At 38.2% G+C, this 14,363-nt stretch carries 15 protein-coding genes and 1 riboswitch; of the genes, 8 read left to right on the top strand and 7 right to left on the bottom strand.

Translation table 11 applies throughout. The features are described 5' to 3' along the window. Position 1 precedes the first annotated feature (1 nt). The gene (locus tag B8955_RS01160; RefSeq protein ID WP_143238321.1) at positions 2–943 is read left to right on the top strand and encodes an ABC transporter ATP-binding protein; all 942 of its coding nucleotides are present in this window, start codon (positions 2–4) and stop codon (positions 941–943) included. Positions 944–987: 44 nt separating this feature from the next. Here B8955_RS01160 and B8955_RS01155 read toward each other — a convergent pair whose 3' ends face one another. Next, complete coding sequence (locus B8955_RS01155; RefSeq protein ID WP_084097842.1) at positions 988–2,103, bottom strand: M24 family metallopeptidase; 1,116 nt, start codon at positions 2,101–2,103, stop codon at positions 988–990. Positions 2,104–2,124: 21 nt separating this feature from the next. Then, positions 2,125–2,880, bottom strand: a complete 756-nt coding sequence (locus B8955_RS01150) for a beta/alpha barrel domain-containing protein (protein ID WP_084097841.1) — start codon at positions 2,878–2,880, stop codon at positions 2,125–2,127. A 194-nt stretch (positions 2,881–3,074) separates the two neighbouring features. Here B8955_RS01150 and rpiA point away from each other — a divergent pair, with 194 nt between their 5' ends. Continuing rightward, positions 3,075–3,749 carry a ribose-5-phosphate isomerase RpiA gene (rpiA, locus tag B8955_RS01145; RefSeq protein ID WP_084097840.1) on the top strand — a complete coding sequence of 225 codons (675 nt, stop codon included), beginning with the start codon at positions 3,075–3,077 and terminating at the stop codon, positions 3,747–3,749. Positions 3,750–3,784: 35 nt separating this feature from the next. Here the strand turns inward: rpiA and B8955_RS01140 are convergent, their stop codons facing one another. After that, entirely contained in the window at positions 3,785–4,462 is a 678-nt protein-coding gene (locus B8955_RS01140) for an RluA family pseudouridine synthase (protein WP_084097839.1), read from the bottom strand. 255 nt (positions 4,463–4,717) lie between these two features. On the opposite strand from B8955_RS01140, the gene B8955_RS01135 reads away from it, so the two are divergent. Then, the gene (locus B8955_RS01135; protein ID WP_084097838.1) at positions 4,718–5,884 is read left to right on the top strand and encodes a hydroxymethylglutaryl-CoA synthase; all 1,167 of its coding nucleotides are present in this window, start codon (positions 4,718–4,720) and stop codon (positions 5,882–5,884) included. Between the two features lie 41 nt (positions 5,885–5,925). Here the strand turns inward: B8955_RS01135 and B8955_RS01130 are convergent, their stop codons facing one another. Then, the gene (locus B8955_RS01130; RefSeq protein WP_084097837.1) at positions 5,926–7,248 is read right to left on the bottom strand and encodes a hydroxymethylglutaryl-CoA reductase, degradative; all 1,323 of its coding nucleotides are present in this window, start codon (positions 7,246–7,248) and stop codon (positions 5,926–5,928) included. Positions 7,249–7,275: 27 nt separating this feature from the next. Next, the gene (locus B8955_RS01125) at positions 7,276–7,614 is read right to left on the bottom strand and encodes an iron-sulfur cluster biosynthesis family protein (protein WP_159444406.1); all 339 of its coding nucleotides are present in this window, start codon (positions 7,612–7,614) and stop codon (positions 7,276–7,278) included. A 101-nt stretch (positions 7,615–7,715) separates the two neighbouring features. Between B8955_RS01125 and pyrR the strand changes: the two genes are divergently transcribed. Next, positions 7,716–8,249 carry a bifunctional pyr operon transcriptional regulator/uracil phosphoribosyltransferase PyrR gene (pyrR, locus tag B8955_RS01120; RefSeq protein ID WP_084097835.1) on the top strand — a complete coding sequence of 178 codons (534 nt, stop codon included), beginning with the start codon at positions 7,716–7,718 and terminating at the stop codon, positions 8,247–8,249. A gap of 63 nt (positions 8,250–8,312) precedes the next feature. Beyond that, positions 8,313–8,411: riboswitch (TPP riboswitch) on the top strand. 151 nt (positions 8,412–8,562) lie between these two features. After that, the gene (gene thiT, locus B8955_RS01115; protein ID WP_084097834.1) at positions 8,563–9,129 is read left to right on the top strand and encodes an energy-coupled thiamine transporter ThiT; all 567 of its coding nucleotides are present in this window, start codon (positions 8,563–8,565) and stop codon (positions 9,127–9,129) included. 88 nt (positions 9,130–9,217) lie between these two features. On the opposite strand, the gene B8955_RS01110 is transcribed toward thiT, so the two are convergent. Further along, positions 9,218–9,853: a 50S ribosomal protein L25 gene (locus tag B8955_RS01110; protein ID WP_084097833.1), complete on the bottom strand. Its 636-nt coding sequence runs from the start codon at positions 9,851–9,853 to the stop codon at positions 9,218–9,220. A gap of 215 nt (positions 9,854–10,068) precedes the next feature. Between B8955_RS01110 and coaBC the strand changes: the two genes are divergently transcribed. Continuing rightward, entirely contained in the window at positions 10,069–11,283 is a 1,215-nt protein-coding gene (coaBC, locus tag B8955_RS01105) for a bifunctional phosphopantothenoylcysteine decarboxylase/phosphopantothenate--cysteine ligase CoaBC (protein ID WP_084097832.1), read from the top strand. A gap of 41 nt (positions 11,284–11,324) precedes the next feature. On the opposite strand, the gene def is transcribed toward coaBC, so the two are convergent. After that, positions 11,325–11,882: a peptide deformylase gene (gene def, locus B8955_RS01100; protein ID WP_084097831.1), complete on the bottom strand. Its 558-nt coding sequence runs from the start codon at positions 11,880–11,882 to the stop codon at positions 11,325–11,327. A gap of 367 nt (positions 11,883–12,249) precedes the next feature. Here def and pdhA point away from each other — a divergent pair, with 367 nt between their 5' ends. Then, a complete protein-coding gene (gene pdhA, locus B8955_RS01095; RefSeq protein WP_084097830.1) occupies positions 12,250–13,353 on the top strand; it encodes a pyruvate dehydrogenase (acetyl-transferring) E1 component subunit alpha in 1,104 nt (367 codons plus the stop codon). A gap of 2 nt (positions 13,354–13,355) precedes the next feature. Then, positions 13,356–14,327, top strand: a complete 972-nt coding sequence (locus B8955_RS01090) for an alpha-ketoacid dehydrogenase subunit beta (protein WP_084097829.1) — start codon at positions 13,356–13,358, stop codon at positions 14,325–14,327. Positions 14,328–14,363: the final 36 nt, after the last annotated feature.

The raw sequence follows: 14,363 nt of genomic DNA, 5'->3' as shown, positions 1-14,363 counted from the left end.
ATTGGAACCCATGATTACATTTAACCATGTCTCAAAAGCATTTGGGGATCAATTGGTGTTAAAAGATTTTAATTTAACGATTCCTCGCGGTGAAATTTTTGTTTTAGTTGGTCCGTCGGGAAGCGGAAAATCGACTAGCTTAAAAATGATTAATGGTTTAATCCAACAAAGTGAAGGTGATATTCTTTTTGAAGGGGAAAATATTCAATCGTACGATTTACAAAAACTGCGATGGAAAATTGGGTATGTTCTACAACAAATTGCCTTATTTCCTAATATGACTGTCCAACGAAATATCGCTGTTATTCCGGAAATGCTTGGCTGGCCAAAACAAAAAATTGTCAAGGAGACGAAACGATTATTAAAGCGTGTTGATTTGGATCCAGAAACGTATTTATCGCGATATCCAAGTGAATTGTCAGGTGGCGAGCAACAACGAATTGGTATTATACGTGCGATAATTGCCCAACCAGAAATCATTCTAATGGATGAACCATTTAGTGCATTAGATCCGATTATTCGAGAATCGTTGCAAGACTTAGTCGTCAGTTTACATGACGAATTTAAGACGACCATTGTCTTTGTCACTCATGATATGAAAGAGGCATTACGTATTGGAGATCGAATCGGTATTATTAATGATGGCATCTTAGAACAGGTAGGAACGCCGCAGTCATTAGTGAATAATCCTGAGACAGCCTTTGTGAAACAGTTTTTCAGTAATCCTGAGCAAAATCATCAAACGGTTAGTCGACTAATTGATAATGGCTATTATAATCAGGATGTGGCTGAAGACAGTCATCCATCACTTCAAACAGACACGTTATTATCGGAATTATATTCGGTATTAGCGTCTAATGAACAGGTGAATGTTTACCACCATGACCAATATATTGGTCGCATTAATCGGCAGGATATCTTACACTTTTTAGCTAAAGAGTAAATAAAAAGACCGTCATAAAAATTGACGGTCTTTTTTGAATGTGACTAACGATGTAGTGGCTCAATAACGAGTAGATCTTTAGAATAATGATTAATAACTTCTGGGCCATCTTCTGTCACAATAATTAAATCTTCAATTCGTACAGCGGTTTGATTCGGTAAATAGATACCGGGTTCTACAGAGAAAATATTACCGACTGCTATTGGCTGATGATTTGAACTGCTAACATCTCCAGATTCGTGAACGGATTGTCCAATAAAGTGACCGGTACGATGAGTAAAATATTCACCATAACCTTCTTCTGTAATAAAGTCACGACTGGCCTGGTCAACATTAGCTATTGGGTCGCCTTCTGTAACTGCAGAAATTCCTTTTTCGTTGGCTCTTTTCACAATTTGGTAAAGCGAACGATTTAGTTGAGAAACCTCCCCATAATAAACGGTTCGTGTCATATCAGAACAGTAGCCATTGTGTCGGCAACCAATATCGATGACAACAGCATCCCCAATTTGAGGAAGCGTGTTGTCGGGGACATGATGAGGATCAGCGCCATTAGCACCATAAGCGACAATAGGGTCAAAACTAAATCCTCCATCAGCGTCTTCTTCAAGATAAAGGCGTTTTAAATGTTCGATAGCCTCAAGTTCAGAGATGCCTAAGGGAATCACTTCAGAAATCATGCGTGCCATTACGCGGTCATTAATTGCTGAGGCTTCACGCATCGCTTCTTGTTCTGCAGGAGATTTCGTAGCAATTTGTTGGTCGACTAAGTCACTAGTCACATCAAATTGCCAATTAGGATGAGCTTTAGCAATAGGGAAAAATTGACCGACAGACCACGTCTTATCGATACCAATATGTAAGGCTTGTTCATCAGCTAATGGATAGGTTAATCGGTTAAAAGCATCTGTTATCTCGGTTGTATCATCAATCCAAATAATGTCGTAATCATCAGAATCAGGAACGGAAAACAGAGTATTAGCAATTAATTGAGAAGGTTGCTGAGGTTGAACAATTAATAACCAAAGTCTTTCCATTGGATCATTAGAAACACCGGTATAATAGGTAATTGCGTCGGGACTTGAAATAATCATCGCATCAATTGACTGTTGATTAAGTGTATTTTGCAAGTGAGTTAAACGTTGAGTATATTCTGTCATAATTAATGGGCCTAAACCTTTCTATAATGAGGAATGATTATCTGTTTTCTCTTCAAGAAACTCTTCATACTCGTTAAGCGTCATACCATCATGAGATTCTATGAATTCATTTCTTCTGTCTTTACGATAAGTCGCCATTTTTTCTTTAAAAATGTCCCCCGTTGTCGGTGGCGTCCATGAAATGGCATTTGCTCCAGCTTTTATGGCAGCACGGATGGTATCATCGCTTTTGCCTCCAGTAGCAATAATCGGTAAATCGGGATATTGTTCTCTAATTCGTGCGACAATATCCGGTGTATCTTTTCCACCAGAAACGTTAACAATATCGACACCAGCAGCTAAGCGAGCGGAAATATCGTTATAAGCAGAGACGACGGTACCAATAATAGGGGAATCGACTGTTTTTTCAATTTCTAAAATGTGATCGGTTGGCATAGGGGCATTAACGACAATACCAGAAACACCCGCAGCTTCAGCAAATAGAGACACATCAACGCTCCGACGTCCTTGGGTTTGTCCCCCACCAACGCCTGCAAATACGGGGCGTTGTGCTAGTGAACTGATAGCTTGGATAATCGATGGATGAGGAGAGAAGGGATAAACCGCTAAAACGGCATCGGCATTACAATAAGTAATTGTAGCGACATCAGTTGTAAAAACAAACGATTTTAACGTACGACCGAAAACGCGAATTCCTGAAGCTTCGTTAATCGCTTCAGGGACCATAATCATATCTTTTCGAAAATGAGAGGTAACATTTGGTGTTGATCTAGACATAAAAAGACTCCTTAATGATAGTTTTATTATGATTGATTCTATTATACGGTAAAAAAAGGGCTGCGAATAATCTCACGGGTTAAATCTTACTTATTATTGGAGGAAATGTCTAGACTGACTAGACTTTAAATTAAAACTTCCGTATGATTAAGGCAGTATTGTGAAGGACTAAAGATAGTAGGAGGACGATTAACGTGACTAACGAGAAGCAATTAGTAGGAGAAAAGGCAGCTGAGTTTATTCAGGATGGGATGACTGTCGGATTAGGAACGGGGTCAACAGCTTATTATTTTGTGTTGGCTTTAGCTGAACGGATAAAAAATGAAGGACTTAAAATTGTTGGAGTGCCAACATCAATTGCGACAGCTGAATTAGCACAAGAACAAGGAATCACCATTCGCTCGATTGATGAGGTTGAACAATTAGACATTACAGTGGATGGAACAGATGAGTTTGATGATGACTTAAATGGAATCAAAGGTGGTGGCGGCGCCTTGCTTATTGAAAAAATTGTTGCTAACAATAGTCAAGAGATTATTTGGATTGCTGACCATACGAAGAAAGTGGACCAATTGGGCGCTTTCCCTCTACCAGTAGAAGTAATAACAGAAGGTAGCCAACAATTGTTACGTTATTTTGAAGAAAAAGGTTATCATCCAACATTACGACTAGATTCAGAAGGAAATCCTTATGTAACGGATCATAAACATTATATTATCGATTTACATCTAGAAAAAATTACACATCCATATGACCTAGCCGAAGAATTGATTCATTTAGTCGGTGTTGTTGAACATGGATTATTCCTTAATCGAGCAAATAAAGTCATTATCGCTGAAGATGATGCCGCTCAAATTATCACCAAATAAGCAAAACGCCAGGATTAATCCTGACGTTTATCTATTTATTCGTTATTAAATAATGACCAAGGATAAGTCAAAGGTGGCTCTGAATGGAAGGTCATTAAATCTTTTAGTGTGGGATGTTTAAAAGCTAATTTAGATCCCCATAAGGCTAACTGTTGTCCCGGTTTGTTGATTTTAGCCCCATATTTTTGGTCGCCATAAAGGGGATGTCCTAGATGACTAAATTGTACACGGATTTGATGCGAGCGACCAGTATGTAAGCGAACATTAACTAGCGTAAACTCCTCGGCATAGCCAATCACTTCATAAGTTAAAATAGCTTTTTTAGCACCTTTTGTTTTCTTGTCGACGACAGAAACAATATTTTTTTGATGGTCTTTAATCAAATAATTTTCCAATTTACCTGACATCTGTTTAATATGTCCATGAACGACTGCCATATATTCGCGATCCATTTTATGACGTTGAAGTTGTTTAGCGAGGCGAGAAGCTGCTTTTGATGTTCGAGCAAACACCAAAGCGCCTCCAGTAGGGCGGTCAAGGCGATGAACTAAACCGAGATAAACATTTCCAGGCTTGTTATATTCTTCTTTTATATATTGTTTACAAATCGTTAATAAATCTAAATCACCTGACGCGTCTGCTTGTACTGGCATATTAACAGGCTTATTAACAACGAGTAGGTGGTTGTCTTCAAAGACGACTTGGGGTTTCATATAAATCCTTTCTATCAAAATATACAGTTATCTAAATTGTCTAATTTGTCAAAGTCTCAATTAGTATAACATAGAACCATATATAAAGCGACGAATCTCATTTATACTCATTGCGCTAATGTTTAGAAGCGGTGTTATCGTAGCAATCGATTGAAAGAAGAGACTAATTATTCATAACTTAATAGTATCTTTATAGAGTCGTTGGATGAGTTATGATAAAATAAAGAGAATAGATGTTATCTAGGAGGTTTTTTAATGGAAGTAGGTATTGATAAGTTAGGTTTCTATACTCCTCAATATTATATGGATATGGCGGATTTAGCTGAAGCCCGTCATGAAGCACCAGGTAAATTTTTGAAAGGTCTAGGACAGTCGAAAATGGCGGTAGCTCCGATTACTCAAGATCCTGTGACTTTAGCCTGTAATGCGGCAAATAATATTTTAACGGATGAAGATAGAGCAGCTATTGATTATGTGATTGTTGGTTCAGAAAGTGGAGTGGATCAATCAAAAGCAATGGCGGTCTATGTTCATGATTTGTTAACTATTAATCCATTTGCTCGGGCAATAGAAATTAAGGAAGCTTGTTATGGTGCTACGGCTGGCTTACAAGCAGCGGTCGATCATGTGACCCGTCATCCTGAACGTAAAGCGTTAGTAATAGCTGCTGACATTGCGCGTTATGGTCTAGCTTCATCAGGCGAAGCCACTCAGGGAGCTGGCTCAGTCGCTATGTTAATTACGGCTAATCCACGTATTGCTACTGTCAATGATGATTCCGTATATTTCTCAGGAGATATCATGGACTTTTGGCGCCCTAATTATTCTGATACTGCAAAAGTTGTTGGAAAATATTCAACAGAAAAATATTTGGAATTTTTAGATCAAGTGTGGTCTAAATATAAAGAAAGAACCGAGTTGACATTAGACGATTTTGAAGCAATCTGTTTCCATCTCCCATATACTAAGATGGGCTTAAAAGGGTTACGTCAATTGTTGCCTGAAGTGAGTGAAACAAAAGCCAACGAGTTATTGGAACATTTTGAGAATAGTCGAGAATATAATCGACAAGTAGGTAATATTTATACAGGGTCCTTATATCTAAGCTTATTAAGTCTGTTAGAACAAGACGAGACTTTAACGAGTGGGGATCGTATTGGAATGTTTAGTTATGGCTCAGGTGCTGTTGGAGAATTCTTCTCACTAACCTTACAAGCCAATTATAAAGAGGCGTTACTTCCAGAAATTCAGCAAAAATTACTGACAAATCGCCAATCATTGAGTTTATCAGCATATGAAGAGATGTTCCAAGAAACATTGCCGACTGACGGTAGCTCACAGTATCTATCTGAAGAACCAAATGTCGTTTATCAAGTTGGTGGAATCGAAGAGCATAAACGATTATATCAGAAAAATAATTAATAATAGAGCGAGTCCCGTGAAAAAACGAGACTCGCTTTTTGTTAGTTATGTGTGGAATGATTATTTCGCCAATTAAGGAGGACTTGTTTCGCCGTTTCCTGATTTAACTGAGGTTGTTGTAGGAGTTTTTCGGTCACACTTTCCACTTCATCACTTTGAGCACCAACTTGAATGGCTAACGATTTTGCCTGTAAGCGCATATGTCCCGTTTGGATGCCTTCACTAACGAGCGCTCTAAGTGCGGCAAAGTTTTGAGCTAACCCAACACTAGCAATGATTGTCATTAAAGTTTTGGCGTCAGGATGTCCTAAGAGTTGATGAGCAAGTTTGGCACTAGGATGAATACCGATTGAACCCCCAACGGTTCCGATTGGCATAGAGATTGTGAGTTCCCCGTGTAGTCGTTGGTTGGTTTCATCGTAAGTCCATGTCGTAAGCCCTTGATATTGTCCAGTTTTTGTTGCATAAGCATGGATACTTGCTTCGATGGCTCGCCAATCATTACCTGTAGCCAAAACAATGGCATCGATACCATTCATCATGCCCTTATTGTGTGTGGCTGCTCGATAAGTATCGGTTTTAGCGAATTGACTGGCTAGCGCAATACGCTTAGCTACCCATTGACCGGATAAGTGTTGCTTTGTGAGCGTATCAGCTGAAATTGTCGTTGAAACGGTGACTAAACAATCGGTCGTATAATTTGAGAGAATAGCTAATAATGTTTCATAAGGTAGATTGTGTTCATGAAAGTAATGATTCAAATAGTGATCGATGGCTTCAAGCATGGTATTCATCATATTGGCACCCATAGCTTCTTTTGTATCTACTGTAAGATAGAGAACGAAGAAAGCAGCTGTTTGCTCAGTTTGTGGATAATAATGCGTACGAATGTCGATTGGGCCACCACCGCGCTTAACAATACTTGGATGTGCACTTCTTGCGACATCTAGCAAATCATTTTTATGAGCGTTAATCCATGTTGTTAGTTCATTAGCCTCATTTTGAGTTTGAACATTCAATAAGGCAATTTCACCAGTCATTAATCGTTTGGAAACGTGAGCAGTAAAGCCACCATTTTTACGAACTAATTTTGCACCATAGCTAGCAGCAGCAATGACACTGGGTTCTTCGATGACCATTGGTATCAAGTAATCTTTCTGATTAATCATAAAATTTAAGGCAACTCCAAAAGGAAGTCCATAGGTACCAATGACATTTTCACTCATATGATCAGCAATTTCGAGAGGAAGTGATTGATTATTTGCTAACCAAGTGGCGGTTTTTTCATTGAGATAGCGCCCGTTGACTAAACGGTTCAGACGCTCAGTTAATGATTGTTTATAAAACTGCTTCCAAATTGACATGATTCCTCTCCCTTATCATCTATTTGCTTACTTGTCGATTTTTTTGAGCTCGTTCATCACTGGAATATCATCTTCAACGACTTGACCATTGACTAATAAAATAAAGGCGTGACGATAGTCATCATAGTCGATTTCATTGTCTTTATCCAGGATGCGACTCACTTCTTCTTGATAATGTACTTTACCAATTGGTGTATCAATAGCATGATCGTAATCCGAAATGTTTTTGACATTGGCTAGCATAATAAAACGATTGACGCCTCGATCATCTAAGCCTAAACGTTCAATCGTATTAAAGCATAGGTTAGTCCATTGGTTTTTAGCTTTTAATTGCTCCAATGCCTTTTCGCTAAATCTAAGTTTCATAAATTGTTTCTCTCCTTTTATAAAATCATACCACATTTCACCTAGACAGTTGCTAATGAGCTAGAATTTCAATAAAATAATATCAAAAAAGGAGAATAACGATGGCAAATCAAGTAGAAATTGTGGATGCTCAAGCGATGCGTAGAGCATTAATGCGTATGACATATGAATTGATTGAACGTAATAAGGGACTAGATGATGTCGTGATTGTTGGCATTAAAACTCGCGGAGCAGTGATTGGAAAACGAATGGTGGAACGATTACAAGAATTGGAAGGGATAACGGTTCCTTTTATTGAATTGGATACTGCCGATTATCGTGATGACCGCGAAAGTGGGGTTAGTGAACCTCAGTTAAATCAGGCGAAGAGTTCGGTAGATATTACAGGCAAACATATCTTTTTAATTGATGATGTTTTATATACTGGGCGAACTATCCGTGCAGCGATGGATGCTTTAATGGATCGTGGGCGTCCCAATCGGATTTCATTAGTTGTGCTCGTAGATCGTGGCCATCGAGAATTACCAATTAGACCAGATATTATTGGGAAAAATATTCCAACTGCAAAAACCGAAAAAGTAACGGTTCAATTAGAGGAAGTCGATGGACAGGATTTAGTGATGTTAAGTAAATAGAATTTTGAGCGTTTGATTTTGACTTTTAAAAGTCTCAGGACTATACTATAAATTGTCAGATAATTTATACACTAGGGGAGCCTATTCGGCTGAGATGTAACAAACAGACCCTCAAGACTTGAACTAGTTAATGCTAGCGTAAGGAAGTGACAGTGGCTCAGTTTAACTGTGTCATTTTCTAATCAGTTCATGTTTTGAGGATGTAGACAATCTACATCCTTTTTTATTTATAATCTTAAGACTCGTTTATGCCAGGCTGAATAGCTCCTTATGTGTATATATTGACAAAAAGATATTTTAAAGGAGCGATTGGATGACGCAAAAACGGCTATATGTATGGATTGAGGCGGCTTTAGCAGCTGTCGTTAGTTTACTCGTTTCGTTTATCCCTATTGAGCTAGGACCTAGTTTTGGAGTGAACTTAGGGGTTATTGGGATTTTTATTATTGCTTTTCGTAGAGATTATAAAGCTGGGATATTGGCTGGATTTCTATGGGGAATATTAAAATTGTTAACGGGAACGGCAGATGTTTTAACACCGTTTCAAGGATTTTTGGAATATATGTTTGCATTCGGATTTGGTGGTTTAGCTGGTTTTTGGGCAAATCAAGTAAAAACGGCGATTAAAGCCAATCAATCTGCTCAGTTATTACTTTATACTGGGGTAGGGACCTTTATAGCAATGCTATGTCAATACTTTATTCATTTTATTGCGGGTGTTTTTTTCTGGAATCAATTTGCTCCTGAAGGCATGAGTGCAGTATATTATTCTTTTGTTATGAATAGCTTAAGCGGGATTGCTACATGGATTTTTGGATGGCTAATTACTTTCTTATTAATTAAAGTAGCTCCACAATTAATCACTAGTCGACGCGCTTAGAGTGAAATGCTAAACTAATAAAAAAGAATCAAAAAAGACAGGGTGAATTTTCCTCACCCTGTCTTTTTGTGTTTAGCTAAGAAATGAATTAGTCGTCTTCTTCGACAATTTCACCAGGTTTTTCGTTGATAACTTCTGGTTCTGCTTCTTCTTCAGTTTCGTTAGCGTCTTCTTCAGGTTCTTCATCTGGAACCGTGATAGAAACGATAGATTCTTCAGCGTCTTGGTTTAATTCAACGCCTTCTGGTAATTTAATATCACCAGCTGTTACTGTATCCCCAATGTGCATACCAGTAACATCGATTTCGATAACTTCAGGTGCTACTGAAGGGTCAGCAACAACATCAATTTCGAATGTGTTAACTGCAGCTACACCATCAGCGTCGCCCAATTCTTCTTCGTTAACAACAGTAATTGAAATTGGCATTTCAAGTTTTTGACCTTTTTTGATTGCTTGCAAGCTAATGTTATAAACAATTGGTTTAATAGCAGCGCTGTCGATTTCACGTACGAAAACAGTTTTTGTTTCGCCATCTAAATCTAATGTGAAAACAGAGTTAATCCCTAATTCACGTTTGATTTGATCAACGTCAGCTCGATTCATCGTAATATTAACTGGTTCCATGTCACTAGAGTACACAACACCAGGCACTAGATCTTGTTTACGCAATTGTTTTGAAGCATTTGTACCTGCAGCTTCACGTTTATTTGCAGTAAATTTCATTATTCTACCTCCTGAGTATTCATTTCCTGATTTATTCAGAAATACACTTTATAATACCTATAATCCCTTGATTTGTCAAATATATCCGACACTATTGTTGATTTCTTATGGTAACTATGCAGGGAAAGACTTGACTACACATGTCTAACGAATCAAGGTATAATGAACGTATCATGTAGCGGTTACATCATAAAAAGAGTTAAAGGAGAGAGAGTATGCGCAACAAGCACAATATTACCGTTGTTATCACAGGAGGGATTGCTGCGTATAAAGTTCCCGATTTTGTACGGTCATTAATTAAAGCAGGCGCTGATGTTCGAGTAGCAATGACGCCTGGAGCTAAAGAGTTTGTAACAACGAAAACGTTAGAAGTGTTGACTAAGTATCCTGTGTTGGTTGAAGGGGAAACTTACCCAGAAGCGATTGGGCATGTCGCTTTAGCGGATTGGTCGGATATCATTGTTGTTATGCCAGCAACAGCTAATACGTTGGCTAGTTTCGCAAATGGTGAAGCAAATAAAGAAGCCGTTAGTATGTTGATGGCTAGTCACTCTCCGATATTATTTGTACCAGCCATGAACCATAATATGTGGCATAAACCGAGCACACAACGTAATATTGAGCGTTTGAAATTAGATGGGTATACCATTATTTCACCGGATTCTGGCTTTTTAGCAGAAGGGTATGAAGGAGATGGAAGAATGCCAGCACCAGATGCTATTTTACAAGCAGTTTGGGCATTGATTGCAATTAATGAAATGACTGACTGGTCGAAAACATTAGCTGAGAAGAAACTCTTAATTAGTGCTGGTGGTACTGCTGAACCACTGGATCCGGTACGTTATTTAACGAATCGTTCATCTGGGAAGATGGGGATTGCGATTGCCCATGTGGCCGCCTTGTTAGGAATGGATGTCCATCTTATTCGGACAGAAAGTACCTTGTCACTACCTGTGCTTCCACAAATAAAACAGTCAGTTGTTCAATCAGCCGTTGAATTGAATCAAAAGATGTTAGCTCATGAAGCGGAGGCTGATGTTATTATTATGGCAGCGGCAGTAAGTGATTATCGGATTGCGACGCCATCTGATCAAAAAATGAAAAAAACAAAAGAAGCCAATGGACATTTAACGCTTGATTTGATTGAAAATCCTGATATCTTGGCCGGCTTACCAAAAGATAATCATTATGTTGTTGGTTTTGCTGCCGAAACACAACATGTCCTTGAATATGCTCAAGATAAACGGAAACGTAAAGGCGTTAACTTGATTGTGGCTAATGATGTGAGCCAGAAAGAAGTTGGATTTGGTAGCGATGAGAATGCGGTTTATTTAGTCAGTGAAACAGGACATCGATTAGTGGAACAACAAAGTAAAATAAAAATTGCTGCAGCTATTTTGAATGAAGTAGCACAACAATTGGATAACTAAAAAAGAAGCTCCTAGGAGCTTCTTTTTGCTGTCAGTATTTTCTATAGTAATGTTGTATTATCATCTAAAGCAAAAATATCTTTTTCGTTGATATGATCAAAAAAGAGAATGCCATGTAAATGATCAATCTCATGTTGTAATACAATGGCAGGGTAGCCAGAAAAACGTTTTTTATGTGTTTCGCCGTCGCTATCCATATAACGTAAAGTAATTCGTGCATGTCGAGGCACATAACCTGGAACTTCACGGTCAACAGATAGACAGCCTTCACCACCCCGTAGACAAGCATTTTCAACTGAATGGCTGATAATGCGAGGGTTGAAGAAGACACCACTTAATTCTGGGTCATCATCTTCATATTCTCCGGGAATATGAACAGCTAACATTTGTTTAGAAACTGCCAATTGCGTTGCTGCTAATCCAACTCCAGCACGTAAGTTATATTTTTCTGCTTTTTTGGGGTCTTGACTATTAATCAAGAATTCTAACATGTCATCTGCTAATTTGCGTGTCTCGTCGTCGAGTGGGAAGGAAACTTTATCGGCTTCTTCACGTAATGCGGGATGACCTTCACGAACAATATCTTTCATTGTTATCATTTCATCACGTCCTTTTATCCTTTTTGCATTCTATATTTTCTCACGCGTCATTATTAAAGTCAAAAGCCTTAAAGATATTATAACAGTTGTACTAGTTTTAGTGAAACAGATGGATAGGTAATAGGGTTTTATCATTAGAGAGAAAACAGGAATGAAAGCAGAAAATAACTGAAGACAGTTAACTCAATGAAACCAATAAAGAAAGCGGTTATAGATAAGTCGAACTGTACTATAATAGAAATTTATTATCTCGACATCGATAAACTTGCAAATCATAAAAAATGATGATAAATTATGACAGTAAAGATTATAAATATAATACAGTTATTACTGTGTAAAATGTTTAACAGAGAGGAATGTGTTACAAATGGCTAAATTACCAGTTGATTACGCGACTCAATTGGATGCAATTGATGAGCAATTTCAGATGGTTCAAATCTTAGATGAGAAAGGGAATGTCGTTAATGAAGACATTATGCCAGACTTATCTGACGATGAACTTGTTGAATTAATGAAACGTATGGTTTTCTCACGTACGTTACATGAACGTTCAATGGCTTTAGCAAAACAAGGACGTTTAGGTTTCTATGCACCAACTTTAGGACAAGAAGCTTCACAAATGGCAAGCTCTTATGCATTTACTAAAGAAGACTGGTTATTCCCTGGTTACCGTGATGTCCCTCAATTAATCGCTCATGGATTACCAATTTATAAAGGATTCCTATGGTCACGTGGACATGTTGAAGGAAACGACTATCCAGAAGACTTACATGCAATGCCACCTCAAATCATTATCGGTGCTCAATACATCCAAGCAATGGGTTCAGCTGTTGCTCAAAAATTAAATGGGGATAAAGCTGTCACATTCGCTTATACAGGTGATGGTGGTTCATCACAAGGTGATACATATGAAGGATTAAACTATGCCTCACGTTACCAAGCACCAATCGTATTCTTTATTCAAAATAATGGTTATGCTATTTCAACACCACGCTTTAAACAAACAGCTGCTAAATCATTAGCACAAAAAGCAGTAGCAGTTGGTATTCCTGGTGTTCAAGTAGATGGTAACGATGCGTTAGCAATGTATGCTGTTGCTAAACAAGCACGCGAATGGGCTTTAGAAGGAAATGGTCCGGTATTAGTTGAAACAATTACTAACCGTTTAGGTGCTCACTCAACATCAGGTGACGACCCTTCAATTTATCGTACACAAGAAGATATTGATGAATGGACAAAACGTGATCCATTAATCCGTATGCGTGTCTTCCTTGAAGAAAAAGGATTATGGTCAGAAGAAATTGAAACAGAATATGTTGAAGAAGTAAAAGCTGAAATTAAAGAAGCGGTTAAAAAAGCTGACGCAACACCTAAACAAAAAATTTCAGAATTCTTGGATAACATGTTTGAAAATCCAGGACAAAACGTTAAAGAACAAATTGAATTTTACAGTGCGAAGGAGAGTGAATAAGCATGGCTAACTTAACCATGATTCAAGCCATCACAGAAGCTCTAGACCAAGAATTAGCTCGTGATGAAAAAGTCGTCATTTTTGGTGAAGATGTCGGTAAAAACGGCGGTGTATTCCGTGCGACAAAAGGCTTACATGCAAAATATGGTGATGAACGAATCAGCGATACACCACTTTCTGAATCAGGTATTGGTGGTATGGCCATTGGTATGGCTTTACACGGTTTCCGCCCTGTAATGGAAATTCAATTCTTTGGTTTCGTATATGAAGTAATGGACTCTATTTCAGGTCAAATGAGTCGTACACGTTACCGTATGGGACAAACTCGTCACTTACCAATTACTGTTCGTTCACCATTTGGTGGTGGGGTTCATACACCAGAAATGCATGCTGACTCATTAGAAGGTCTTATGGCTCAAACTCCAGGACTTAAAGTGGTTATTCCTTCAAGTCCTTCAGAAGCTAAAGGATTACTTACAGCATCAATTCGTGATAACGACCCAGTTGTTTTCTTAGAACATATGAAACTTTATCGTTCATTCCGTGAAGAAGTTCCTGAAGATCAGTACGAAATTGAATTAGGTAAAGCTAATATCGTTAAAGAAGGTTCAGATGTCACAGTCGTAACATATGGTTACATGGTTCGTGAAGCAATCAAAGCTGCTGATCAACTTGAAAAAGACGGTGTTTCTGTAGAAATCGTTGACTTACGTACCGTTTCTCCATTAGATATGGAAACAATTACAGCATCTGTTGAAAAAACAGGTCGTCTAGTTGTTGTTCAAGAAGCACAACGTCAAGCGGGTGTCGCTGATAAAGTCGCTTCAGAAGTTTCACAACGTTCTATCTTATCATTAGAAGAACCGATTAAAGTCGTTGCTGCTCCAGACACAGTATTCCCATTCGGTTTAGCTGAAAATGACTGGATTCCAGGCGCAGACGATATTGTTGACGCAGTTAACGAAATTAAATAATAAATAAATTAAAACTAGAAGAGCTCGAAATGCCGG

Origin of the sequence: Aerococcus suis (genome assembly GCF_900176325.1) — a bacterium.
Lineage (GTDB): Bacteria > Bacillota > Bacilli > Lactobacillales > Aerococcaceae > Aerococcus > Aerococcus suis.
The sequence above is the reverse complement of the archived record's forward strand: the minus strand, read 5'-3'. Positions and strand labels throughout refer to the sequence as shown.